Origin of the sequence: Pseudomonas sp. zjy_15, from assembly GCF_043101865.1 — a bacterium.
GTDB classification, from domain to species: domain Bacteria; phylum Pseudomonadota; class Gammaproteobacteria; order Pseudomonadales; family Pseudomonadaceae; genus Aquipseudomonas; species Aquipseudomonas putida_Y.
This window is the reverse complement of record NZ_JBICII010000043.1, coordinates 49,830-73,535: the sequence shown is the minus strand read 5'-3', so window position 1 is coordinate 73,535 and position 23,706 is coordinate 49,830. Positions and strand designations below refer to the sequence as shown.

18 protein-coding genes and 2 pseudogenes are annotated in these 23,706 nt (G+C 61.8%); 17 read left to right on the top strand and 3 right to left on the bottom strand.

Annotated features, from left to right (window positions below; all coding sequences use genetic code 11):
• Nucleotides 1-61 precede the first annotated feature (61 nt).
• The 3 genes and pseudogenes from ACF8EF_RS08640 to ACF8EF_RS08630 form a co-directional block, all read right to left on the bottom strand.
• Entirely contained in the window at nucleotides 62-1,504 is a 1,443-nt protein-coding gene (locus tag ACF8EF_RS08640) for a SulP family inorganic anion transporter (RefSeq protein ID WP_021783216.1), read from the bottom strand.
• Between the two features lie 82 nt (nucleotides 1,505-1,586).
• Nucleotides 1,587-2,054, bottom strand: a pseudogene (locus ACF8EF_RS08635) (S8 family serine peptidase); the annotation flags it as partial.
• A gap of 146 nt (nucleotides 2,055-2,200) precedes the next feature.
• Nucleotides 2,201-3,376, bottom strand: coding sequence for a hypothetical protein (locus tag ACF8EF_RS08630; RefSeq protein ID WP_209967153.1), 1,176 nt, complete (start codon nucleotides 3,374-3,376; stop codon nucleotides 2,201-2,203).
• A 125-nt stretch (nucleotides 3,377-3,501) separates the two neighbouring features.
• On the opposite strand from ACF8EF_RS08630, the gene ACF8EF_RS08625 reads away from it, so the two are divergent.
• The 17 genes and pseudogenes from ACF8EF_RS08625 to nuoN all read left to right on the top strand — a co-directional run bounded on the left by ACF8EF_RS08625 (nucleotide 3,502) and on the right by nuoN (nucleotide 23,621).
• Nucleotides 3,502-4,266: a secretin N-terminal domain-containing protein gene (locus ACF8EF_RS08625; RefSeq protein ID WP_176682219.1), complete on the top strand. Its 765-nt coding sequence runs from the start codon at nucleotides 3,502-3,504 to the stop codon at nucleotides 4,264-4,266.
• A gap of 490 nt (nucleotides 4,267-4,756) precedes the next feature.
• Nucleotides 4,757-6,082: an isocitrate lyase gene (gene aceA, locus ACF8EF_RS08620; protein ID WP_176682218.1), complete on the top strand. Its 1,326-nt coding sequence runs from the start codon at nucleotides 4,757-4,759 to the stop codon at nucleotides 6,080-6,082.
• A 242-nt stretch (nucleotides 6,083-6,324) separates the two neighbouring features.
• On the top strand, nucleotides 6,325-7,596 hold the full coding sequence (locus tag ACF8EF_RS08615) for a delta-60 repeat domain-containing protein (protein ID WP_176682217.1): 1,272 nt from the start codon (nucleotides 6,325-6,327) through the stop codon (nucleotides 7,594-7,596).
• Between the two features lie 430 nt (nucleotides 7,597-8,026).
• Nucleotides 8,027-8,284, top strand: a pseudogene (locus ACF8EF_RS08610) (lysoplasmalogenase family protein); the annotation flags it as partial.
• A gap of 383 nt (nucleotides 8,285-8,667) precedes the next feature.
• Complete coding sequence (locus ACF8EF_RS08605; RefSeq protein WP_392460878.1) at nucleotides 8,668-9,081, top strand: NADH-quinone oxidoreductase subunit A; 414 nt, start codon at nucleotides 8,668-8,670, stop codon at nucleotides 9,079-9,081.
• A gap of 9 nt (nucleotides 9,082-9,090) precedes the next feature.
• Complete coding sequence (locus ACF8EF_RS08600; protein WP_176682215.1) at nucleotides 9,091-9,768, top strand: NADH-quinone oxidoreductase subunit B family protein; 678 nt, start codon at nucleotides 9,091-9,093, stop codon at nucleotides 9,766-9,768.
• A gap of 79 nt (nucleotides 9,769-9,847) precedes the next feature.
• Nucleotides 9,848-11,629, top strand: a complete 1,782-nt coding sequence (nuoC, locus tag ACF8EF_RS08595) for an NADH-quinone oxidoreductase subunit C/D (RefSeq protein WP_021783221.1) — start codon at nucleotides 9,848-9,850, stop codon at nucleotides 11,627-11,629.
• Between the two features lie 2 nt (nucleotides 11,630-11,631).
• Nucleotides 11,632-12,129 carry an NADH-quinone oxidoreductase subunit NuoE gene (gene nuoE / locus ACF8EF_RS08590; protein ID WP_003251433.1) on the top strand — a complete coding sequence of 166 codons (498 nt, stop codon included), beginning with the start codon at nucleotides 11,632-11,634 and terminating at the stop codon, nucleotides 12,127-12,129.
• Complete coding sequence (gene nuoF / locus ACF8EF_RS08585) at nucleotides 12,126-13,487, top strand: NADH-quinone oxidoreductase subunit NuoF (protein WP_020192000.1); 1,362 nt, start codon at nucleotides 12,126-12,128, stop codon at nucleotides 13,485-13,487. Before nuoE ends, nuoF begins: the two co-directional genes overlap by 4 nt.
• 132 nt (nucleotides 13,488-13,619) lie before the next feature.
• The gene (gene nuoG / locus ACF8EF_RS08580; RefSeq protein WP_392460877.1) at nucleotides 13,620-16,334 is read left to right on the top strand and encodes an NADH-quinone oxidoreductase subunit NuoG; all 2,715 of its coding nucleotides are present in this window, start codon (nucleotides 13,620-13,622) and stop codon (nucleotides 16,332-16,334) included.
• Nucleotides 16,331-17,338, top strand: coding sequence for an NADH-quinone oxidoreductase subunit NuoH (gene nuoH, locus ACF8EF_RS08575; protein ID WP_051098956.1), 1,008 nt, complete (start codon nucleotides 16,331-16,333; stop codon nucleotides 17,336-17,338). The genes nuoG and nuoH overlap by 4 nt, the downstream gene beginning before the upstream one ends.
• Nucleotides 17,339-17,349: 11 nt before the next feature.
• The gene (gene nuoI, locus ACF8EF_RS08570; protein WP_003251442.1) at nucleotides 17,350-17,898 is read left to right on the top strand and encodes an NADH-quinone oxidoreductase subunit NuoI; all 549 of its coding nucleotides are present in this window, start codon (nucleotides 17,350-17,352) and stop codon (nucleotides 17,896-17,898) included.
• A gap of 10 nt (nucleotides 17,899-17,908) precedes the next feature.
• Entirely contained in the window at nucleotides 17,909-18,409 is a 501-nt protein-coding gene (nuoJ, locus tag ACF8EF_RS08565; protein ID WP_176682213.1) for an NADH-quinone oxidoreductase subunit J, read from the top strand.
• A 3-nt stretch (nucleotides 18,410-18,412) separates the two neighbouring features.
• Entirely contained in the window at nucleotides 18,413-18,721 is a 309-nt protein-coding gene (nuoK, locus tag ACF8EF_RS08560) for an NADH-quinone oxidoreductase subunit NuoK (RefSeq protein WP_003251446.1), read from the top strand.
• A complete protein-coding gene (gene nuoL / locus ACF8EF_RS08555; protein WP_176682212.1) occupies nucleotides 18,718-20,571 on the top strand; it encodes an NADH-quinone oxidoreductase subunit L in 1,854 nt (617 codons plus the stop codon). Before nuoK ends, nuoL begins: the two co-directional genes overlap by 4 nt.
• A 40-nt stretch (nucleotides 20,572-20,611) precedes the next feature.
• Entirely contained in the window at nucleotides 20,612-22,144 is a 1,533-nt protein-coding gene (nuoM, locus tag ACF8EF_RS08550) for an NADH-quinone oxidoreductase subunit M (protein WP_176682211.1), read from the top strand.
• 7 nt (nucleotides 22,145-22,151) lie between these two features.
• Nucleotides 22,152-23,621, top strand: coding sequence for an NADH-quinone oxidoreductase subunit NuoN (gene nuoN, locus ACF8EF_RS08545; protein WP_014861246.1), 1,470 nt, complete (start codon nucleotides 22,152-22,154; stop codon nucleotides 23,619-23,621).
• The last annotated feature ends 85 nt before the right edge of the window (nucleotides 23,622-23,706 follow it).

Below are 23,706 nucleotides of genomic sequence, written 5' to 3'. Positions count from 1 at the left end.
ATGCGATCCCTCGTAGGAGCGGGTTTACCCGCGAAGAGGCCGGCACAGACACCAACAATTTTCAGTGCTGCTCGCCCGCCCGCTTCAACAGCTTCTTGCACCGATCCGACAAATGCACCACGCGCAAATGCTTGCCCGCCTTGGCATAGCGCTCGCGCAGGGTTTTCAGCGCCGCAACCGCCGAATAATCGACAAAGCTCAAATGCTGGCAATCCAGCGTGACCTGCGCCGGGTCCCCGGCCGTGTCGAACTGGTTGAGGAACGAGGTGGTCGAGGCGAAGAACAGCGTGCCATGTAACTGATAACGCTTGCCGCCCCCCGCGTCCTCATGGGTGTCGGCATATAGCTCGCGTGCATGCTGCCAGGCAAAGTTGAGCGCCGCGATGATGATACCGAACAGCACCGCCATGGCCAGGTCAGTGAACACCGTGACCACGGTCACCGCAATGATCGCCAGCACATCATTCACCGGCACCTTGTGCAACACCCGCAACGACGCCCAGGCAAAGGTCTGCTGGGCCACCACGAACATCACCCCGACCAGCGCTGCCAGTGGAATACGCTCGATCAGCGGCGACAGGAACAGCACGAACAGCAGAATCATCACACCGGCCACTACGCCCGACAACCGGCCTCGGCCATTGGAGCTGAGGTTGATCACCGTCTGCCCGATCATCGCGCAGCCGCCCATGCCGCCGCACAGGCCCGACACCATGTTCGCAGCGCCCAGTGCCACACACTCGCGGTCCGGGAAGCCACGGCTCTCGGTGATTTCATCGGTCAGGTTGAGGGTGAGCAGTGTTTCCAGCAGGCCGACCATAGCCATCAGCACCGCATAAGGGGCGATGATCTTCAGGGTTTCCAGATTCCAGGGCACATCCGGCAGGGCCAGCCCAGGCAGGCCACCAGCGATGTGCGCCATGTCACCCAGGGTGCGGGTAGGCAGCCCGAGCAAGTACACCAGCAGGCCGACACCGAGGATCGCCACCAGAGCCGGCGGCACCGCGCGGGTCAGTTTCGGCAGCACATAAACCACCGCCATGGTCAGCGCCACCAGGCCGACCATCAGGTACAGCGGCGTGCCAGTGAGCCAGTGTTCGCCGTCCTTGAAATGCTCCAGCTGAGCCATGGCGATGACGATGGCCAGACCGTTCACGAAACCGAGCATGACCGGGTATGGCACCAGGCGCACCAGCTTGCCCAAGCGCAGCACGCCGAACAGGATCATGACCACGCCACCCAGCAGCACCGTCGCCAGCAGATACTGCGCGCCGTGCTGCACCACCAGCGCGACGATCACCACCGCCATCGAGCCGGCAGCGCCGGAGATCATCCCCGGCCGCCCGCCGAACAGCGCCGTCAGGGTACAAATGATGAACGCGCCATACAGGCCCATCAGCGGGTTGAGGTGGGCCACCAGGGCAAAGGCGATGCACTCGGGGACCAAGGCGAACGAGGTGGTGAGGCCGGCGAGCAGGTCGGCGCGTAGTCGGGCGGGCTTCATGGGCTTCCTGTGGTTAAGTCCGGAGGACGATTTAAAAACGAGGGGCGGGATGTTACGGAATTTGTCGGACAGCGGCCACCGCTCAACGTACACGTTCCAGGCTCTGCACTGCCAGGTCCAGCGCACGCTGCATGTCCAGGCGTGCCGAACGGCCCAGATCCGGGTCGTTCAGGCGGCCGGATCGGCGCCGTCAGGTCTTCGGCATCCATCGCTTCGAAATCCTGTTCGACGCCCAGGGTCAAGGCACTGCGCCGCAACAGCATGCGCACCTGTTCCGGGGTAAGTGCCGGGTTGATCGACAGCATCGTCGCCACAGTGGCAGTCACCAAGGGTGTTGCGTACGACGTGCCGCAATGCGCAGCCTCGGCAGACACCGGGCGTATGCAGGCAGCAGCACTGACATCCACGCGCATGTCGATGTTGGAACTGTGGCGCTTGCGTAACCGCTCATCGCCAGCCCGGAGCGCACCAGCGAATCGACCTCATCACCCTTCACATTGCGTGCCCCGACCCGGTGAATGCCCCAGCTCCAGTTCAACACCCGCTCACCGCAACGCTGCAGCTGCTTGATGCGCAGCGTGTCCGCTGCAGCCTGTGCACCAAGACTGCAAAGCCATAACAGCAAGATCAGGACACCGTTCATGCAATCACCCCACGCGCTCCCTGTGAGTGCGACTTACGGGGCATCTCAAAGGTTCACCTGTGGCTGGCAACTGCCTGGTCGCGGGCGAGCCATTCGGCCATGGAAGTATCTTCCAACGCGTACTCGCCACGATTGGCTTTCCATACCAGCTCCTTGTCGCGCAGGGCATCAAGGGCCTTCTGTACGTTTGCCGTGTTGACGTTGGCTACCGCCTGGGCCTGCTCCAGCTTGCGGCTGACCTCTACCAGGGTTTGCTCGGTAAACGGGGAAAACGGCTGCCGGCCCAGCGTGCGCTCGGCCATGACCTCTAGCACTGCCTGCTGCAACGGCGTAAGTTCGTTCCAAGCGCTTTCGTAGTCACTCCACACCCCGGCTTGATGATTCAGCGCCCCATTGCGCAACAGTTCACCCAGGTTGCCCGCCTCACCCAGGCCGACGCTAACTTCGGCCAACAGTTTGTTGAGCATTTCCGGGCGCCGGCCGACCAACTCGAACGCGTATGCCAGGTCCTCTACCTTGAACTGGTTACTGTCGGCCAGGCGACGGTTCCACAAGGCGGTGATGAATTCGACATATTCACGCCCCAGCAACGGAAAGGGCGTGATGCTGGCACCAAAGAATGGCTGCTTGCTCTTGAGTACCAGGTTGGCCAGCTTGTCGCGACTAGAGCCCGTGAACACCAGGCGCAAGCCGTCTGGACGGTCGCCACGGTTAAGGTGGTCACGCGCGGCTTTCAGCGCGAACATCGCATTGAGGCCATCTTCACTGTTAAGGGCGTGCTGAGCCTCGTCGATGATCAGCACTACCAGCTGCCCTGACACTTGATGCAACACGGCAAGCGCCTGGGCCAAGGTAGTACCCGCCGGCAGTTGCGGGCGGGTGAAATCCCAGCTCAGGGTGCGCAGCAGGTTGACCTTGTCGATACCGGCCTTTTTCGCAGTCCTGGCCAGCGCACCTTCGAATCTGGCCAGCGCAGTACCGATGGCGCCACTGATGAGCTGCGCAGGGGCGGCGTCGCGATCCGACCACAGGTCGACGTAAACCGGTAGCCAACCGCGCTGTACGCATTCCGGTATGAAGTCGTTGTTGAGGAAGGTGCTCTTGCCCGTACGCCGGGGCGCGGCCAGGAACATGCCCGAGCTGTAATCGACCAACGACTCGCCGGCCAAGTCTTGGGCCAGTGCGTTGGCCAACTGATTACGGCGTAGGAGCGGGCGAACGGGAGACATGCAATTAACCTCAATTATCTTGCCTACTATAATTTATAGCCTACAAGATAAATCAGGATAATACGACCGTCTGCAACCGCGCCGGCGTGATCCGGATCCGGCAAAAAGTCAGCAAATTTGCCATCATGTTGGTTCCACCTGCGGAGATCATGGACATGCCGCTACGCCCCCTTTTCGCCTCCCTGTTGCTGGTTGCCAGCCTCACCACCCATGCCGCCACCGAGGTGGTGCCACTTCAGCATCGCAGCAGCGCCGAACTGCTGCCCGCCCTGCAGGCCTTCATCGGCAAGGACGGCACGATCAGCGCCTTCGAGAACAAACTGATCGTCAACGCCAGCCCCGAGCGCATCGACGACCTGCGCGCCCTGTTGCAACAACTGGATACCGCGCCCAAGCGCCTGCTGATCAGCGTCGACAACAACGATAGCAATTTCCAGGACAACCGCGGCAACGCACGCGTCATTCACTACGGCACCCGCAACCGCGATGGCGGGATGCAGCAGGTACAAGCCAGCGAAGGGCAACCGGCACTGATCCAGGTGGGCCAGAGCATCCCCATTACCAGCACCAGCACAGACGGCTATGGGCGCATTCAGAGCAACACCGAATACCGCAACGTGACCCAAGGCTTCTACGTAACCCCGAGCCTGAGCGGCGAAACGGTTCGTCTGCAAATAAGCAGCAATAATGACCGCATCAGCCATGAACGTGCAGATGTAGTGAAAGTACAAAGTACCGACACGACAGTCACTGGCAAGCTCGGCGAGTGGATCACCCTGGCGGGGTTCAACCAGCAGAGCCAAGCCGACCGCAGCGCGTCAAGCCATACGTACAGCACCCAACGGGGTGAAAACATGACATTGCGTGTCAAAGTCGACCTTGTCGACTGATCCCAGGCAATTCAAGGCTTCGACCAAAGGCCTTGAAACTGACTGCCAAGTCGCATTAGACCAAAGATGTAGTAAGGACAAAAAAGCACTACAAAACATTTGACAGGGTCTTTTTCCCAAGGGCATGATGGCCTCGCTCCCGCTAATCAGGGGCCCTGGCAAGGGCCTTCGGGGCGCGCTCCTTCCACCCCAGGAGGCGCCTCGTGTCTATACGGCCCACAAGGCGGTTCGACGGGATTGCGACTGCAACGAAGAAGTTGTCCCGAGGGACGGAAGCGCATCACCGCAGTACTGGCAATCGCGTAGCACCGCAGCAAGGCAACCACGAGCCGACCTGCCGGAGCGCACCTTCGCCTGGCCTGCCCAACCTTCCCCTTCGAGCCTTCTCGTTCGCCGCCGCACCCCTGCGAACAGGACAGCCGCCAGGCACCTGATCTGCCCAGAGCATCAGCACAATTAACCCAAGATCGATGCGACGAGGTTTATTTCCATGGCACTGACACGCGAACAGCAAATTGCAGCCCTCGAGAAAGACTGGGCCGAGAACCCGCGCTGGAAAGGCGTGACCCGTACCTACACCGCCGCCGATGTCGTTCGCCTGCGTGGCTCCGTGCAACCTGAGCACACCTTTGCCCGTCAGGGTGCAGAAAAACTGTGGAAGCTGGTCACCGAAGGTGCCCACCCGTCCTTCCGCCCCGACAAAGATTTCGTCAACTGCATGGGCGCCCTGACGGGCGGCCAGGCTGTACAACAGGTCAAGGCCGGCATCCAGGCCATCTACCTGTCCGGCTGGCAGGTTGCCGCCGACAACAACTCGGCCGAGTCGATGTACCCTGACCAGTCGCTGTACCCGGTCGACTCGGTACCGACCGTGGTCAAACGCATCAACAACGCGTTCCGCCGCGCCGACCAGATCCAGTGGAAAGCCGGCAAGAACCCGGGCGACGAAGGTTACATCGACTACTTCGCGCCAATCGTGGCCGACGCCGAAGCCGGTTTCGGCGGCGTACTGAACGCCTACGAGCTGATGAAGAACATGATCGAAGCAGGCGCCGCCGGCGTGCACTTCGAAGACCAACTGGCCTCGGTAAAAAAATGCGGCCACATGGGTGGCAAGGTACTGGTACCCACCCAGGAAGCCGTACAGAAGCTGGTGGCTGCTCGCCTGGCCGCTGACGTATCGGGCGTACCGACCATCATCCTGGCCCGTACCGACGCCAACGCCGCCGACCTGCTGACCAGCGACTGCGACCCGTACGACCAGCCGTTCGTGATTGGCGAGCGCACCCGTGAAGGCTTCTACAAGGTCCGCGCCGGCCTCGACCAGGCCATTGCCCGCGGCCTGGCCTACGCCCCGTACGCCGACCTGATCTGGTGTGAAACTGCCAAGCCGGACCTGGACGAAGCCCGCCGCTTCGCCGAGGCGATCAAGAAGGAGTACCCGGACCAGATCCTGTCCTACAACTGCTCGCCTTCCTTCAACTGGAAGAAAAACCTGGACGACGCCACCATCGCCAAGTTCCAGCGCGAACTGTCGGCCATGGGTTACAAGCATCAGTTCATCACCCTGGCCGGCATCCACAACATGTGGCACGGCATGTTCAACCTGGCGCACGACTACGCCCGCAACGACATGACCGCCTACGTGAAGCTGCAGGAGCAGGAATTCGCTGACGCCAACAAGGGCTACACCTTCGTGGCGCACCAGCAGGAAGTGGGCACCGGCTACTTCGACGACATGACCACCGTGATCCAGGGTGGCGCTTCGTCGGTGACTGCACTGACCGGTTCGACCGAAGAAGAGCAGTTCCACTGATAGTGGGTTGCGGTTGAACAAAGGCCCGGGGCTTGAGAAAGCTCCGGGCTTTTGTTTTGCCACAATGCTTGTCGATACAAGCCATAGCGAAATCCATGATCAGGGCCATGCTTTCTCCGCAAAGACCACGGAAAACAGCCAGGGCTAATGGGCTCTTCTCATGCAGAGCCTAGTATTATTGCCAGTTTTTCAGTCCCACACCTTCTGAGAGGCTAGCGACTCCCCCAAACAGGAGTCGCATCATGCCAACCATCCTCAACGCTGGCGAGCTGGACCCAGCGTATGCGTCGCAAGGCCGTTTTTCGCACCCAAAGTACGACCATCTCGGCCCGATTGCGATAATCGAATCAACTCAAAAAACACTTATTTCCTCGGCGCCCCGAAACGCGACAGCCCTCAAGCTGCTATGCCTTGAGCCTGACGGTACGCTTGACCCCGAATTCGGTTCGCAAGGTGTCACAACGATCGAATATGAAGGTGCCCTGCGGGTCTTTCTGTCTGAGATCATTACGGATGAAGCTGGGCAAATATTTGTGGTCGGCGACTACAACTACGCCCCGAATTCATATCACCCCATCGTCGTTCGCTTGCACGCCAATGGAAAGCCCGACACCAGTTTTGGCGAGGACGGGAAGCCCTATCGGATTTATCCTTCGGTCAGCTCCACAACCAATGCCTGGCCGACCGATTTGGCATCGCCCACCAAGGACAGCAGTTCGTCTTCCCACGACAACGACGGCGCGGGCATACGGAACGGAGTGCTCTACTTCCGCTCGCGCGACCACATTGTTGCAATCACGCTGAAAGGGGACCTGGCTACCGACTTCAATGGCACAGGCTACTGGCGCGCTGCGCACGGCAACGACCCAGTACTGCTGGGGGCACTGGCACTGAATGAACATGGTATTTATGCGGCGTACGCGCCCTTACCTACTGAAGACTTCAAGAACCACGTCATCGTGACCCGCCTAGATGAGCACGCCAAGATCGACAGGACATTTGCCGACGGCGGTTATCTGCACCTGCATACGCCAGGCCACACGCTGCTTCCTGTGCTGCTCAAGCAGTCAACCTCCAATCATCACTTCGTGCTGGCGTGCCGCACCGACATCAACACTTACGATGAGGGTACCGCGCTCATGTCGTTTAACAGCGACGGCACGCTGAACAACGGTTTCAATGAAGGGAGACCCGTCATTGTCGAAAAGACCCCATCGGTAATGGCCTCCGCGTTAGATCTGTCCTTTGACGCAAGATCCGGCAACGCCGAGAAAATTTACCTGACCGTGCTTTATGAAAATGCAAAGCCAGAGGGCCATTTTGTCACTCTGCGCTTCAACAGCGACGGCAAACCTGATCATGATTATGGCGCCAGTGGCTGGGCCTTCGTCGGAGAGCGCGGGATGGCCTCATGGATCCGCTGCCAACGCAATGGTCAACCGCTTGTCGCCTGCAATCTCAAGCTTCCGACAGATACCAAAAACGGCCTCTACGTGGTACGCCTCGGCGCCTGAAACAAAAGCGGGGCCGATCGGCGACAAGGAAGAACAGTTCCACTGCTAGTGGGTTGCTGTAGAACAAAGGCCTGGTGCTTGTGAAAGCACTGGGCCTTTGTTTTTTTGGGGGGCTACCCATTGCCCAATCCCCTGAAATTTCTCGGCTACCTTGCCCGGCCCTTGTCTCACACTAATCAGCTTGACGCTTCAGGTGTTCTGCATCCGAATGCGTCTGGGCGACATGGTGCCTGTCACAAGGTTTGCGGTGCCGCGCGAGCGGCGCTCTCCCGCAGGCGCCGCATACCTGTCGCCAAACCAATGCCCCCCCTACAATCCAAAGGCATGACCAGCAAAACCCAGGATCAGGTCTATGCTTGAGGCAGCGCAGCAGCAAGGACCTCTGCCAAGCGACCTGATGATTCTCGCCCTGGCTGCCGCCGCTCTCTATATATACGCCCCGGCCATCAACACCACGCTCTGGCGCGCCTTGGCCTGCAACGGTTTGGCGGTGCTCGGTGCCGGCCTGCTCGTGAGCTCGGACAGCCTGATCGGCATCGAACGCATCGCCAGCCCGTTCGCCGCCGCACTGCACCTGATCATCCTCGCTTGCTGGCTAGACCAATGGGCCATCGCTTCATCAGTCGGTCATCGCTCCACCGATAAAGTATTGACCCAGAGCGGTGCGCGCAGTATCGAGAGCTGCTAGAACAAGCGTTTTTTGCATTTGCAAGTAGGGGGAGTCGCCAGATGAACTTTACAAGGCACAGAACAGGCAAATTCAAAGGCAGCAAGCCAAATGATATTAATTATCATTACGAAACTTGCAATTCGTTACCGTCCGCAAGAAACATAATTGACAAAACCGCGCGTAATGCCCGAATTTCAAGGCTCTCAGCCAGTTACGAAGGTTTTTTGTACTTAATCCTACGAATAAATTTGCGACAGAAATTTTACTTGCACCAGGTTTACCCATAAAATCAGCGGGATTGATTCGGCTGCGACATTTGGTCACTGCATGTGCGACGCCAAGTCGCCGCTCTACACTTATTTCAGACTGCAGAGCTGGGTCTCTGTATAAGGATCTCTAGCATGTCCGATTCGTCAGGACTCATCGCCCACAACTGGGGCTTTGCCATCTTCCTCCTGGGTGTCGTCGGCCTGTGCGCCTTCATGCTCGGCCTGTCCAGCCTGCTCGGTAGCAAGGCCTGGGGCCGCGCCAAGAACGAACCCTTCGAATCCGGCATGCTGCCCGTCGGCAGCGCTCGCCTGCGCCTGTCCGCCAAATTCTATCTGGTCGCGATGCTGTTCGTGATCTTCGATATCGAAGCCCTCTTTCTCTTTGCATGGTCTGTGTCCGTCCGCGAAAGCGGCTGGACCGGATTCGTCGAAGCACTCGTTTTCATAGCAATTCTGTTGGCAGGTCTTGTCTACCTATGGCGCGTCGGGGCACTTGATTGGGCTCCCGAAGGTCGCCGCAAGCGGCAAGCGAAGCTGAAACAATGAGGCTTTGGCATGCAATACAATCTCACCAGAATCGATCCGGATGCGCCCAACGAGCAGTACCCGGTCGGTGAACGGGAAACCGTCACCGATCAACTGCTTGAGGACCAGGTCCACAAGAACATCTTCATGGGTAAACTTGAAGATGTGCTGAGTGGTGCGGTCAACTGGGGTCGCAAGAACTCCCTCTGGCCGTACAACTTCGGCCTGTCCTGCTGCTACGTGGAAATGACCACGGCCTTCACGGCACCCCACGACATCGCCCGCTTCGGCGCCGAAGTCATCCGGGCCTCGCCGCGGCAGGCCGACTTCATGGTCATTGCCGGTACCTGTTTCGTGAAAATGGCGCCGATCATCCAGCGCCTGTACGAGCAGATGCTCGAACCGAAATGGGTCATTTCCATGGGTTCGTGCGCCAACTCCGGTGGTATGTACGACATCTACTCGGTCGTTCAGGGGGTCGACAAGTTCCTCCCCGTGGACGTCTATGTGCCTGGCTGCCCGCCACGCCCTGAGGCTTTCCTGCAAGGCTTGATGCTGCTGCAGGAGTCGATCGGCCAAGAACGACGCCCGCTTTCCTGGGTTGTTGGTGATCAAGGTATTTACCGTGCCGAGATGCCAGCCCAGAAAGACCTGCGTCGTGAGCAGCGCATTGCAGTAACCAACCTGCGCAGCCCCGACGAAGTCTGATCCAGCGACCTGCCGCCCGCTCCCGAAGGAGCCGGCGGCCTGGCTTCATTCTTAACGTTGACCCAAAGCGACCGAGACCATGACAGCGGACAACGCTATTTTTATTCCGCCCTACAAGGCTGACGACCAGGATGTGGTCGTCGAACTGAACAACCGTTTTGGCGCCGAAGCATTCGTCGCCCAGGAAACCCGCACCGGTATGCCCGTGTTGTGGGTAAAACGCGCCCAGCTCAAAGAGGTGCTCAGCTTCCTGCGCGGCGTCGCCAAGCCTTACAGCATGCTGTACGACCTGCATGGCGTCGACGAGCGCCTGCGCACCCAGCGCCGTGGCCTGCCAGCCGCCGATTTCAGCGTGTTCTACCACCTGTTGTCGATCGAGCGTAACAGCGACGTGATGATCAAGGTGTCGCTCAGCGAAGGCGACCTGAACCTGCCGACCGTGACGGGCATCTGGCCAAACGCCAACTGGTACGAGCGCGAAGTCTGGGACATGTTCGGCATCGACTTTGCCGGCCACCCGCACCTCAGCCGCATCATGATGCCGCCGACCTGGGAAGGTCACCCGCTGCGCAAGGACTACCCTGCCCGTGCGACCGAGTTCGACCCCTACAGCCTGACCCTGGCCAAGCAGCAGCTTGAAGAGGAGTCGGCACGCTTCAACCCGGAAGCCTGGGGCATGAAGCGTCAGGGTGCCAACGAGGACTACATGTTCCTCAACCTCGGCCCCAACCACCCTTCGGCGCACGGTGCGTTCCGTATCGTCCTGCAGCTGGACGGGGAAGAGATCGTCGACTGCGTACCGGACATCGGCTACCACCACCGTGGCGCCGAGAAAATGGCCGAGCGCCAGTCCTGGCACAGCTTCATCCCCTATACCGACCGTATCGATTACCTCGGCGGGGTGATGAACAACCTGCCGTACGTGCTTGCGGTCGAGAAGCTGGCGGGCATCCAGGTGCCGCAGAAGGTCGACGTGATTCGCATCATGCTGGCCGAGTTCTTCCGCATCACCAGCCACCTGCTGTTCCTGGGCACCTACATCCAGGACGTCGGCGCCATGACACCGGTGTTCTTCACCTTCACCGACCGCCAGCGCGCCTACACCGTGATCGAAGCGATCACCGGTTTCCGCCTGCACCCTGCCTGGTATCGCATCGGTGGCGTCGCTCACGACCTGCCACGCGGCTGGGACAAGCTGGTCAAGGACTTTGTCGAGTGGCTGCCCAAGCGTCTCGACGAATACACCAAGGCCGCCCTGCAAAACAGCATCCTCAAGGGTCGTACCATCGGCGTTGCCGCGTACAACACCAAGGAAGCGCTGGAATGGGGCACCACCGGTGCCGGCCTGCGCGCTACCGGTTGCAACTTCGACCTGCGTAAAGCCCGCCCTTACTCCGGCTACGAGAACTTCGAGTTCGAAGTACCGCTGGCCCACAACGGCGATGCCTACGATCGCTGCATGGTACGTGTCGAGGAGATGCGCCAGAGTATCCGCATCATCGACCAGTGCCTGCGCAACATGCCGGAAGGCCCGTACAAGGCGGATCACCCGCTGACCACGCCGCCGCCGAAAGAGCGCACGCTGCAGCACATCGAGACCCTGATCACGCACTTCCTGCAAGTCTCGTGGGGCCCGGTCATGCCGGCCAACGAGTCGTTCCAGATGATCGAGGCGACCAAGGGCATCAACAGTTACTACCTGACGAGCGATGGCGGCACCATGAGCTACCGCACCCGGATCCGTACCCCGAGCTACCCGCACCTGCAGCAGATCCCTTCGGTGATCAAAGGCAGCATGGTCGCCGACCTCATTGCGTATCTGGGCAGTATCGACTTCGTTATGGCTGACGTGGACCGCTAAGCATGAACAGCACGCTTATCCAGACAGACCGTTTCGCCCTGAGCGAAACCGAGCGCTCGGCCATCGAGCACGAAATGCATCATTACGAGGACCCGCGCGCGGCGTCCATCGAAGCCTTGAAGATCGTCCAGAAGGAGCGTGGCTGGGTGCCGGACGGCGCCATCCACGCCATCGGCGAAGTGCTGGGCATTCCGGCCAGCGACGTCGAGGGTGTCGCCACCTTCTACAGCCAGATCTTCCGCCAACCGGTCGGCCGCCACATCATCCGCGTGTGCGACAGCATGGTCTGCTACATCGGCGGCCATGAGTCGGTGGTCAGCCAGATCCAGAGCGAGCTGGGCATCGGCCTCGGCCAGACCACTGCCGACGGCCGTTTCACCCTGCTGCCTGTGTGCTGCCTGGGCAACTGCGACAAGGCCCCGGCGCTGATGATCGACGACGACACCTTCGGTGACGTGCAGCCGGCTGGCGTTTCCAAACTGCTGGAGGGTTACGTATGACCATTACTTCCTTCGGCCCGGCCAACCGCATCGCGCGCTCGGCCGAAACCCACCCGCTGACCTGGCGCCTGCGTGACGACGGCGAGCCGGTCTGGCTGGCCGAGTACGAATCGAAGAACGGCTACGCCGCAGCCCGCAAGGCGCTGGCACAGATGTCCGCCGACGACATCGTGCAAAGCGTCAAGGACTCCGGCCTCAAGGGCCGTGGCGGTGCAGGCTTCCCCACTGGCGTGAAGTGGGGCCTGATGCCCAAAGACGAATCCATGAACATCCGCTACCTGCTGTGCAACGCGGACGAAATGGAGCCGAACACCTGGAAGGACCGCATGCTGATGGAGCAACAGCCCCATCTGCTGGTCGAGGGCATGCTGATCAGCGCCCGCGCCCTCAAGGCCTACCGCGGCTACATCTTCCTGCGTGGCGAATACACCACCGCAGCGAAGAACCTCAACCGCGCCATCGATGAAGCCAAGGCCGCCGGCCTGCTGGGCAAGAACATCCTGGGCAGCGGTTTCGATTTCGAGCTGTTCGTGCACACCGGTGCCGGCCGCTACATCTGCGGTGAAGAAACCGCGCTGATCAACTCGCTGGAAGGCCGCCGCGCCAACCCGCGCTCCAAGCCGCCCTTCCCTGCCGCCGTTGGCGTGTGGGGCAAGCCGACGTGCGTGAACAACGTCGAAACCCTGTGCAACGTGCCGGCCATCGTCGCCAACGGCAACGACTGGTACAAGTCGCTGGCCCGCGAAGGCAGCGAAGACCATGGCACCAAGCTGATGGGCTTCTCCGGCAAGGTGAAGAACCCAGGCCTGTGGGAACTGCCATTCGGCGTTACCGCGCGCGAATTGTTCGAAGACTACGCCGGCGGCATGCGCGATGGCTTCAAGCTCAAGTGCTGGCAGCCAGGCGGCGCCGGCACCGGCTTCCTGCTGCCCGAGCACCTCGATGCACAAATGTACGCCGGTGGCATCGCCAAGGTCGGCACCCGTATGGGTACTGGCCTGGCCATGGCGGTCGACGACAGCATCAACATGGTGTCGCTGCTGCGCAACATGGAAGAGTTCTTCGCCCGCGAATCGTGTGGCTGGTGCACCCCATGCCGTGACGGCCTGCCGTGGAGCGTGAAGATGCTGCGTGCACTGGAAAGAGGCCAGGGCCGCGCCGAAGACATCGAGACCCTGCTGGGGCTGGTCAACTTCCTTGGCCCAGGCCGCACCTTCTGTGCTCACGCACCAGGTGCCGTCGAGCCGCTGGGCAGTGCCATCAAATACTTCCGCTCGGAGTTCGAGGCCGGTGTGGCGCCAGAAAGCGCTGCAACCCTGCGCCCCGACCTGGCGAAGCCGATCGTGGTCGGCGCATAACAAGATGATTAGGCGGGTGGTCCGTGCCACTCGCCAGCTTGCCGGCAGGCCCGAGCAATCGAGGCGTGTCGCAAGCTCACCGATTTCCATTAGCCACGCCCGCTCACGCGGGCCAACGAAGAACTTTGAACAATGGCCACTATCCACGTAGACGGCAAAGCGCTCGAAGTCAACGGTGCAGACAACCTGTTACAGGCATGTCTGTCGCTCGGCCTCGACATCCCTTATTTCTGCTGGCACCCGGCGCTTGGTAGCGTTGGTGCCTGCCGGCAGTGCGCAGTCAAGCAGTACACCGACGAGAACGACACCCGTGGTCGTATCGTCATGTCCTGCATGACTCCTGCTTCCGACGGCACCTGGATCTCCATCGACGACGAAGAGTCGAAGGCGTTCCGCGCCAGCGTCGTCGAATGGCTGATGACCAACCACCCGCACGACTGCCCGGTGTGCGAGGAAGGCGGTCACTGCCACCTGCAGGACATGACGGTAATGACCGGCCACAACGAGCGCCGCTACCGTTTCACCAAGCGTACCCACCAGAACCAGGACCTCGGCCCGTTCATCGCCCATGAGATGAACCGCTGCATCGCCTGCTACCGCTGCGTGCGCTACTACAAGGACTACGCCGGTGGTACCGACCTGGGCGTATACGGCGCCCACGACAACGTGTACTTCGGCCGCGTCGAAGACGGCGTGCTGGAAAGCGAGTTCTCCGGCAACCTGACCGAGGTCTGCCCGACCGGCGTATTCACCGACAAGACCCACTCCGAGCGCTACAACCGCAAGTGGGACATGCAGTTCGCCCCAAGCATCTGCCACGGCTGCTCCAGCGGTTGCAACATCAGCCCGGGTGAGCGCTACGGCGAACTGCGCCGTATCGAAAACCGCTTCAACGGTTCGGTCAACCAGTACTTCTTGTGCGACCGCGGCCGCTTCGGCTACGGCTACGTCAACCGCAAGGACCGCCCACGCCAGCCACAACTGGCCGACGGCACCAAGCTGGGCCTGGACGCCGCCCTGGACAAGGCCGCCGACCTGCTGCGCGGCCGTACCATCGTCGGTATCGGCTCGCCACGCGCCAGCCTCGAAAGCAACTACGGGTTGCGTGAACTGGTCGGCACCGAACACTTCTACTCGGGCATGGAAGCCGGCGAGCTGGCCCGCGTGCGCCTGGCGCTGAACGTGCTGAACAACAGCCCGCTGCCCGTGCCGACCCTGCGCGACATCGAAGACCACGACGCCGTGTTCGTGCTCGGTGAAGACCTGACCCAAACCGCTGCCCGCGTTGCCCTGGCCGTGCGCCAGGCCACCAAAGGCAAGGCCGAGGCCATGGCCGAAGCCATGAAAGTGCAGCCGTGGCTTGACGCTGCCGTTAAGAACATTGGCCAGCACGCGCTGTACCCGCTGTTCATCGCGTCCCTGGCTGAAACCAAGCTGGACGACGTCGCCGAAGAGTGCGTGCACGCCGCCCCGGCCGACCTGGCCCGCATCGGTTTCGCCGTGGCCCACGCCATCGACCCAAGCGCCCCTGCCGTCGAAGGCCTGGACGCCGAAGCCAAGGCCCTGGCCCAGCGTATCGCCGACGCCCTGGTCGCCGCCAAGCGCCCACTGGTCGTAGCCGGTACTTCGCTGGCCGACCCGGCGCTGATCGAAGCCGCTGCCAACATCGCCAAGGCCCTGAAGCTGCGCGAGAAGAACGGCTCGCTGAGCCTGGTGGTGCCTGAGGCCAACAGCCTCGGCCTGGCCATGCTCGGTGGCGAGTCGGTCGATGCCGCCCTGGACGCGGTCATCAGCGGCAAAGCCGACGCCATCGTCGTGCTGGAAAACGACCTCTACGCCCGCGTACCGGCCGCCAAGGTCGACGCAGCCCTGGCTGCAGCCAAGGTGGTGATCGTTGCCGACCACTCCAAAACCGCCACCGTCGACCGCGCCCACCTGGTGCTGCCGGCTGCCTCGTTCGCCGAGGGCGACGGCACCCTGGTCAGCCAGGAAGGCCGTGCCCAGCGCTTCTTCCAGGTGTTCGACCCGCAGTACCTGGACAGCAGCATCCAGATCCACGAAGGCTGGCGCTGGATGCACGCCTTGCGTGCCACCTTGCTGAACAAGCCGGTTGACTGGACCCAGCTGGACCATGTCACCAGCGCCTGCGCCGAAGCCGCCCCGCAACTGGCCGGCATCGTCAACGCCGCGCCAAGCGCCGCGTTCCGCATCAAGGGCATGAAACTGGCACGAGAGCCGCTGCGTTACTCCGGCCGTACTGCCATGCGCGCCAACATCAGTGTGCACGAGCCGCGCACGCCGCAAGACAAGGACACCGCGTTCGCCTTCTCCATGGAAGGCTACTCGGGTTCGGCCGAACCGCGCCAGCAGGTGCCGTTCGCCTGGTCGCCGGGCTGGAACTCCCCACAAGCCTGGAACAAGTTCCAGGACGAGGTCGGTGGCCACCTGCGTGCCGGTGATCCAGGCGTACGCCTGATCGAGTCGCAAGGCGACCGCCTGAACTGGTTCAACACCATTCCGGGGGCCTTCAACCCGGCCCGTGGCACCTGGACTGCCGTGCCGTTCTTCCACCTGTTCGGCAGCGAAGAAAGCTCCTCGCGCGCCGCTCCGGTTCAAGAGCGCATCCCGGCTGCCTACGTGGCTCTGGCCAAGTCCGAAGCCGACCGCCTGGGCGTCAACGAAGGCGCCCTGCTGAGCCTGAACGCTGCCGGTGTGGCCCTGCGCCTGCCGCTGCGTATCAATGAAGAGCTGGGCGCTGGCCTGGTCGCGTTGCCGAAAGGCCTGGCTGGCATTCCGCCTGCCATCTTCGGTGCATCCGTCGAAGGTCTGCAGGAGGCAGCACAATGAGCTGGTTCACCCCCGAAGTGATCGATGTGATCCTGACCGTACTGCGGGCCATCGTGGTCCTGCTGGCGGTGGTGGTCTGCGGCGCGCTGCTCAGCTTCGTCGAGCGGCGCCTGCTGGGCTGGTGGCAGGACCGTTACGGTCCGAACCGCGTCGGCCCGTTCGGCATGTTCCAGATCGCTGCCGACATGCTGAAGATGTTCTTCAAGGAAGACTGGAACCCGCCCTTCGTCGACCGCATGATCTTCACCCTGGCACCGGTAGTGGCCATGAGCGCCCTGCTGATCGCCTTTGTGGTCATCCCGATCACCCCGACCTGGGGCGTTGCCGACCTGAACATCGGCCTGCTGTTCTTCTTCGCCATGGCCGGTCTGTCGGTCTACGCGGTGTTGTTCGCCGGCTGGTCGTCGAACAACAAGTACGCCCTGCTGGGCAGCTTGCGTGCTTCGGCACAGACCGTGTCGTACGAAGTGTTCCTGGGCCTGGCGCTGATGGGCGTGGTGGTGCAGGTGGGCTCGTTCAACATGCGCGACATCGTTGAGTACCAGGCGCAGAACCTGTGGTTCATCATTCCGCAGTTCTTCGGCTTCTGCACCTTCTTCATCGCTGGCGTCGCCGTGACTCACCGTCACCCGTTCGACCAGCCGGAAGCAGAACAGGAACTGGCCGACGGCTACCACATCGAGTATGCCGGCATGAAGTGGGGCATGTTCTTCGTCGGTGAGTACATCGGCATCATCCTCATCTCGGCGCTGCTGGTAACCCTGTTCTTCGGCGGCTGGCACGGTCCGTTCGGCATCCTGCCGCAACTGTCGTTCCTGTGGTTCGCACTGAAGACCGCGTTCTTCATCATGCTGTTCATCCTGCTGCGCGCCTCGATCCCGCGCCCACGCTATGACCAGGTGATGGACTTCAGCTGGAAGTTCTGCCTGCCGCTGACCCTGATCAATTTGCTGGTGACCGCTGCGATCGTGCTCTACAACACGCCAGCCGTCGCGGCCCAGTGAGGATTTGACCCATGTTCAAGTATATCGGCGACATCGTTAAGGGCACCGGCACCCAGCTGCGCAGCCTGGCAATGGTGTTCTCCCACGGGTTCCGCAAGCGCGACACCCTGCAGTACCCCGAAGAACCCGTGTACCTGCCGCCGCGCTACCGCGGCCGCATCGTCCTCACCCGCGACCCCGATGGCGAGGAGCGCTGCGTAGCGTGCAACCTCTGCGCGGTGGCCTGCCCGGTTGGCTGCATTTCGCTGCAGAAGGCCGAGACAGAGGACGGCCGCTGGTACCCGGAATTCTTCCGCATCAACTTCTCGCGTTGCATTTTCTGCGGCCTGTGTGAAGAAGCGTGCCCGACCACCGCGATCCAGCTGACTCCGGATTTCGAAATGGCCGAGTTCAAGCGTCAGGATCTGGTGTACGAGAAAGAAGATCTGCTGATCTCCGGCCCCGGCAAGAACCCTGACTACAACTTCTACCGTGTTGCGGGTATGGCAATCGCTGGCAAGCCGAAGGGCTCTGCACAGAACGAAGCCGAGCCGATCAACGTGAAGAGCTTGCTCCCATAAGGACAGAAAGATGGAATTCGCTTTCTACTTCGCATCCGGGATCGCCGTGGTCTCCACCCTTCGGGTGGTAACTGGCACCAACCCCGTGCACGCCTTGCTTTACCTGATCATTTCGCTGATTTCCGTGGCCATGATCTTCTTCGCCCTGGGTGCGCCGTTTGCCGGCGCCCTGGAAGTGATCGCCTACGCCGGCGCCATCATGGTGCTGTTCGTGTTCGTGGTGATGATGCTCAACCTCGGGCCGGCTTCGGTCGCCCAGGAACGGGGATGGCTCAAGCCCGGTATCTGGGCAGGGCCTGTGATCCTCGGCACCCTGCTGCTGCTGGAGCTGCTGTACGTCCTGTTCGTCACCCCGAGCGGCGCAGGCATCAGCGGTACCACCGTGGGCCCGAAAGCAGTGGGCATCAGCCTCTTCGGCCCTTACCTGCTGGTGGTCGAACTGGCGTCGATGCTGCTGCTGGCTGCGGCCGTCACCGCCTTCCACCTGGGCCGCAACGAGGCGAAGGAGTAAATCATGGGTGCTATCCCTCTCGAGCATGGTCTGGCGGTCGCCGGCATCCTGTTCTGCTTAGGTCTGGTTGGCCTGATGGTCCGCCGCAACATCCTCTTCGTGCTCATGAGCCTGGAAGTCATGATGAACGCCTCTGCCCTGGCGTTCGTCGTCGCCGGTGCCCGTTGGGTCCAGCCCGACGGCCAGGTGATGTTCATTCTGGTGATCAGCCTGGCAGCCGCCGAGGCCAGCATTGGCCTGGCCATCCTGCTGCAGCTGTATCGCCGCTTCCACACTCTCGACATCGATGCTGCCAGTGAGATGCGCGGATGAACCTTCTCTTCCTGACTTTCGTCTTTCCCCTCATCGGCTTCCTGCTGCTGTCGTTCTCGCGCGGACGGTTCTCGGAGAACCTGTCCGCCCTGATCGGCGTCGGTTCGGTAGGCCTGTCGGCCGCCACGGCCGCCTACGTCATCTGGCAGTTCAATGTCGCCCCGCCTGAAGGCGGCGCGTACAGCCAACTGCTGTGGCAATGGATGTCGGTGGACGGCTTCGCGCCGAACTTCACCCTGTACCTGGACGGCCTGTCGGTCACCATGCTCGGCGTGGTGACCGGTGTCGGCTTCCTGATCCACCTGTTCGCGTCCTGGTACATGCGTGGCGAAGCCGGCTACTCGCGCTTCTTCTCGTACACCAACCTGTTCATCGCCAGCATGCTGTTCCTGATCCTCGGCGATAACCTGCTGTTCATCTACTTCGGCTGGGAAGGCGTGGGCCTGTGCTCGTACCTGTTGATCGGTTTCTACTACAGCAACCGCAACAACGGTAACGCGGCACTCAAGGCATTCATCGTCACCCGCATCGGCGACGTGTTCATGGCCATCGGCCTGTTCATCCTGTTCGCCCAGCTGGGCACCCTGAACGTGCAGGAACTGCTGGTGCTGGCACCGCAGAAGTTCCAGGCTGGCGACACCTGGATGGTGCTGGCGACGCTGATGCTGCTGGGTGGTGCAGTGGGTAAATCGGCGCAGCTGCCACTGCAGACCTGGCTGGCCGACGCGATGGCGGGCCCGACCCCGGTTTCGGCACTGATCCACGCCGCAACCATGGTGACCGCGGGCGTATACCTGATCGCCCGTACCAACGGCCTGTTCCTGCTGGCGCCAGACATCCTGCACCTGGTAGGTGTAGTCGGTGGCGTGACCCTGGTACTGGCCGGCTTCGCCGCGCTGGTTCAGACCGACATCAAGCGTATCCTCGCCTACTCGACCATGAGCCAGATCGGCTACATGTTCCTGGCCCTGGGCGTGGGTGCCTGGGACGCGGCGATCTTCCACCTGATGACCCACGCCTTCTTCAAGGCACTGCTGTTCCTTGCCTCCGGCGCGGTGATCGTTGCCTGCCACCACGAGCAGAACATCTTCAAGATGGGCGGCCTGTGGAAGAAACTGCCGCTGGCCTACGCCAGCTTCGTGGTCGGTGGCGCGGCACTGGCGGCCCTGCCGATCGTGACCGTAGGCTTCTACTCCAAGGACGAGATCCTCTGGGAAGCCTTCGCCAGCGGCAACACCGGCCTGCTGTATGCCGGCCTGGTAGGCGCGTTCATGACCTCGCTGTACACCTTCCGTCTGATCTTCATCGCCTTCCACGGCGAAGCCAAGACCGAAGCCCACGCTGGCCACGGTATCAGCCACTGGCTGCCGCTGGGCGTGCTGATCGTGCTGTCGACCTTCGTCGGCGCCTGGATCACCCCGCCGCTGGCCGGTGTGCTGCCGGAAAGCGCCGGCCATGCCGGTGGCGAAGCCAAGCACGCGCTGGAGATCACCTCGGGTGCCATCGCCATCGCCGGTATCCTGCTGGCCGCCCTGCTGTTCCTGGGCAAGCGCCACTTCGTCAGCGCCGTAGCCAACAGTGGCATCGGTCGCGTCCTGTCGGCCTGGTGGTTCGCTGCCTGGGGCTTCGACTGGATCTACGACAAGCTTTTCGTCAAACCGTACCTGCTGATCAGCCACATCCTGCGCAAGGACCCGGTTGACCGCACCATCGGCCTGATTCCTCGGATGGCGCGTGGCGGCCACGTGGCCATGAGCAAGACCGAGACTGGCCAACTGCGCTGGTACACCGCCTCTATCGCCGTGGGTGCCGTGCTGGTGCTCGGTGCCGTGGTAGTGGCTGCGGTATGACTATGAATCTTGCGACTTTGCCAAAGGAAACCAACCCGTCATGATTTTGCCTTGGCTGATCCTGATCCCCTTCATCGGCGGCTTCCTGTGCTGGCTGGGTGAGCGCTTCGGCGCCACCCTGCCGCGCTGGATCGCGCTGCTGACCATGTCCCTGCTGCTTGGCATCGGCCTGTGGCTGTGGGGTACCGGTGACTACACCCTCGCTCCAGCCCCGGGCGCCGAACCGGCCTGGGCCCTGGAATACAAGCTCCAGTGGATCCAGCGCTTCGGCATCAGCATCCACCTGGCCCTTGACGGCCTGTCGCTGCTGATGATCCTGCTCACCGGCCTGCTCGGTGTGCTGTCGGTGCTGTGTTCCTGGAAAGAGATCCAGCGCCACGTCGGCTTCTTCCACCTCAACCTGATGTGGATCCTCGGTGGCGTGGTCGGTGTGTTCCTGGCCCTGGACCTGTTCCTGTTCTTCTTCTTCTGGGAAATGATGCTGGTGCCGATGTACTTCCTCATCGCGCTCTGGGGTCACAGCTCGGCAGATGGCAAGAAGACCCGGATCTACGCGGCGACCAAGTTCTTCATCTTCACCCAGGCCAGCGGCCTGATCATGCTGGTGGCGATCCTGGGCCTGGTGCTGGTCAACTACAACACCACTGGCGTGCTCACCTTCAACTACAGCGACCTGCTCAAGGCCGAGTTGCCAGCCGGTATCGAATACGTGCTGATGCTGGGCTTCTTCATCGCCTTCGCGGTGAAGCTGCCGGTGGTGCCGTTCCACTCCTGGCTGCCTGACGCTCACGCCCAGGCACCGACTGCAGGCTCGGTGGACCTGGCGGGTATCTTGCTGAAGACTGCGGCCTACGGCCTGCTGCGCTTCGCCCTGCCGCTGTTCCCGAACGCCTCGGCCGAGTTCGCGCCGATCGCCATGACCCTGGGCCTGATCGGTATCTTCTACGGTGCCTTCCTGGCCTTCGCACAAACCGACATCAAGCGCCTGATCGCCTTCTCCAGCGTCTCGCACATGGGCTTCGTGCTGATCGGTATCTACTCCGGCAGCCAACAAGCCCTGCAAGGTGCGGTGATCCAGATGCTGGCCCACGGCCTGTCGGCTGCGGCGCTGTTCATCCTGTCCGGCCAACTGTACGAGCGCCTGCACACCCGTGACATGCGTCAGATGGGTGGCCTGTGGCACCGCATCGCCTACCTGCCGGCCATCAGCCTGTTCTTCGCAGCGGCATCGCTGGGCTTGCCAGGCACCGGCAACTTCGTCGGCGAGTTCCTGATCCTGATCGGCAGCTTCGTGCACGTACCGTGGATCACCGTGATCGCCACCACTGGCCTGGTGTTCGGTTCTGTCTACTCGCTGATCATGATCCACCGTGCCTACTTCGGCCCGGCCAAGGCCGACACCGTGCTGGCCGGCATGGACAGTCGCGAACTGATCATGGTTCTGGGTCTGGCGGTATTGCTGATCCTGCTGGGCGTGTATCCGCAGCCGTTCCTCGACACCTCTGCCGCCACCATGAGTGGTGTGCAGCAGTGGCTCGGATCCGCTTTCACTCAACTCGCTTCGGCCCGGTAAGAGCGCTATGGAATTCACCACTCAACACTTCATCGCATTGGCGCCGATGCTGATCACCACCATCACCACGGTGGTGGTGATGCTGGCGATCGCCTGGAAGCGCAACCACTCGCAGACCTTCCTGCTGTCCACCGTGGGCCTGAACCTGGCCCTGCTGTCGCTCCTGCCGGCGCTGAAGGTCGCGCCGCTGGCGGTCACCTCGCTGATCACCATCGACAAGTTCGCCTGCCTGTACATGGCGATCATCCTCATAGCGACGCTGGCCTGCGTCACCCTCGCCCACGCCTACCTCGGCGAGGGCTCCAAGGGTTTCCCGGGCAACCGTGAAGAACTGTACCTGTTGCTGCTGATGTCGGCCCTCGGTGGGCTGGTGCTGGTCAGCGCCAACCACCTGGCCGGCCTGTTCATCGGCCTGGAACTGCTGTCGGTACCTGTCTACGGCCTGGTGGCGTATGCCTTCTTCAACAAGCGATCGCTGGAAGCCGGCATCAAGTACATGGTGCTGTCGGCCGCAGGCTCGGCTTTCCTGCTGTTCGGCATGGCCCTGCTGTACGCCGACGCTGGCAGCCTGAGCTTCGACCAGATCGGCAAGGCCCTGGCTACCACCAGCATGCCAAGCCTGGTGGCCCAACTGGGCCTTGGCATGATGCTGGTCGGCCTGGCCTTCAAGCTGTCGCTGGTACCGTTCCATCTGTGGACCCCGGACGTGTACGAAGGCGCTCCAGCGCCGGTCGCCGCGTTCCTGGCAACCGCCAGCAAGGTGGCAGTATTCGCCGTTGTCGTACGCCTGTTCATGCTCTCACCTGCTGCCAGCAGCGGCGTGCTCAGCACCGTACTGGCGGTGATTGCCGTAGCCTCGATCCTGATTGGTAACCTGCTGGCGCTGACCCAGAGCAACCTCAAGCGTCTGCTGGGTTACTCGTCCATCGCCCACTTCGGTTACCTGGTCATCGCGTTGGTCGCCAGCAAAGGCCTGGCCCTGGAAGCCATGGGCGTATACCTGGTCACCTACGTGATCACCAGCCTGGGCGCCTTCGGCGTCATCACCCTGATGTCCTCGCCATACGGCGGCCGTGACGCCGATGCCCTGTACGAGTACCGCGGCCTGTTCTGGCGCCGCCCGTACCTGACAGCGGTACTGACCGTGATGATGCTGTCGCTGGCGGGTATCCCGCTGACCGCCGGCTTCATCGGCAAGTTCTACATCATCGCCACCGGCGTCGAATCGCACCTGTGGTGGTTGGTCGGTGCGCTGGTGATCGGTAGCGCCATCGGCGTGTACTATTACCTGCGCGTCATGGTTACCCTGTACCTGGTCGAGCCGAACCTGCGTCGTCACGACGCCCCGCTCAAGTGGGAACAGCGCACCGGCGGCGTCATGCTGCTGGCTATCGCCATTCTCGCTTTCGTACTGGGTGTGTACCCGCAGCCCCTGCTGGAAATGGTTCAGCAAGCGGGCCTGCAACTGATCGGTTGATCACCCCGGCAGCCCCGGTAACAGAAAACACCCCGCCTAGGCGGGGTGTTTTTTTATCTGCACGTTTTGCTACCTGCGCCCAATG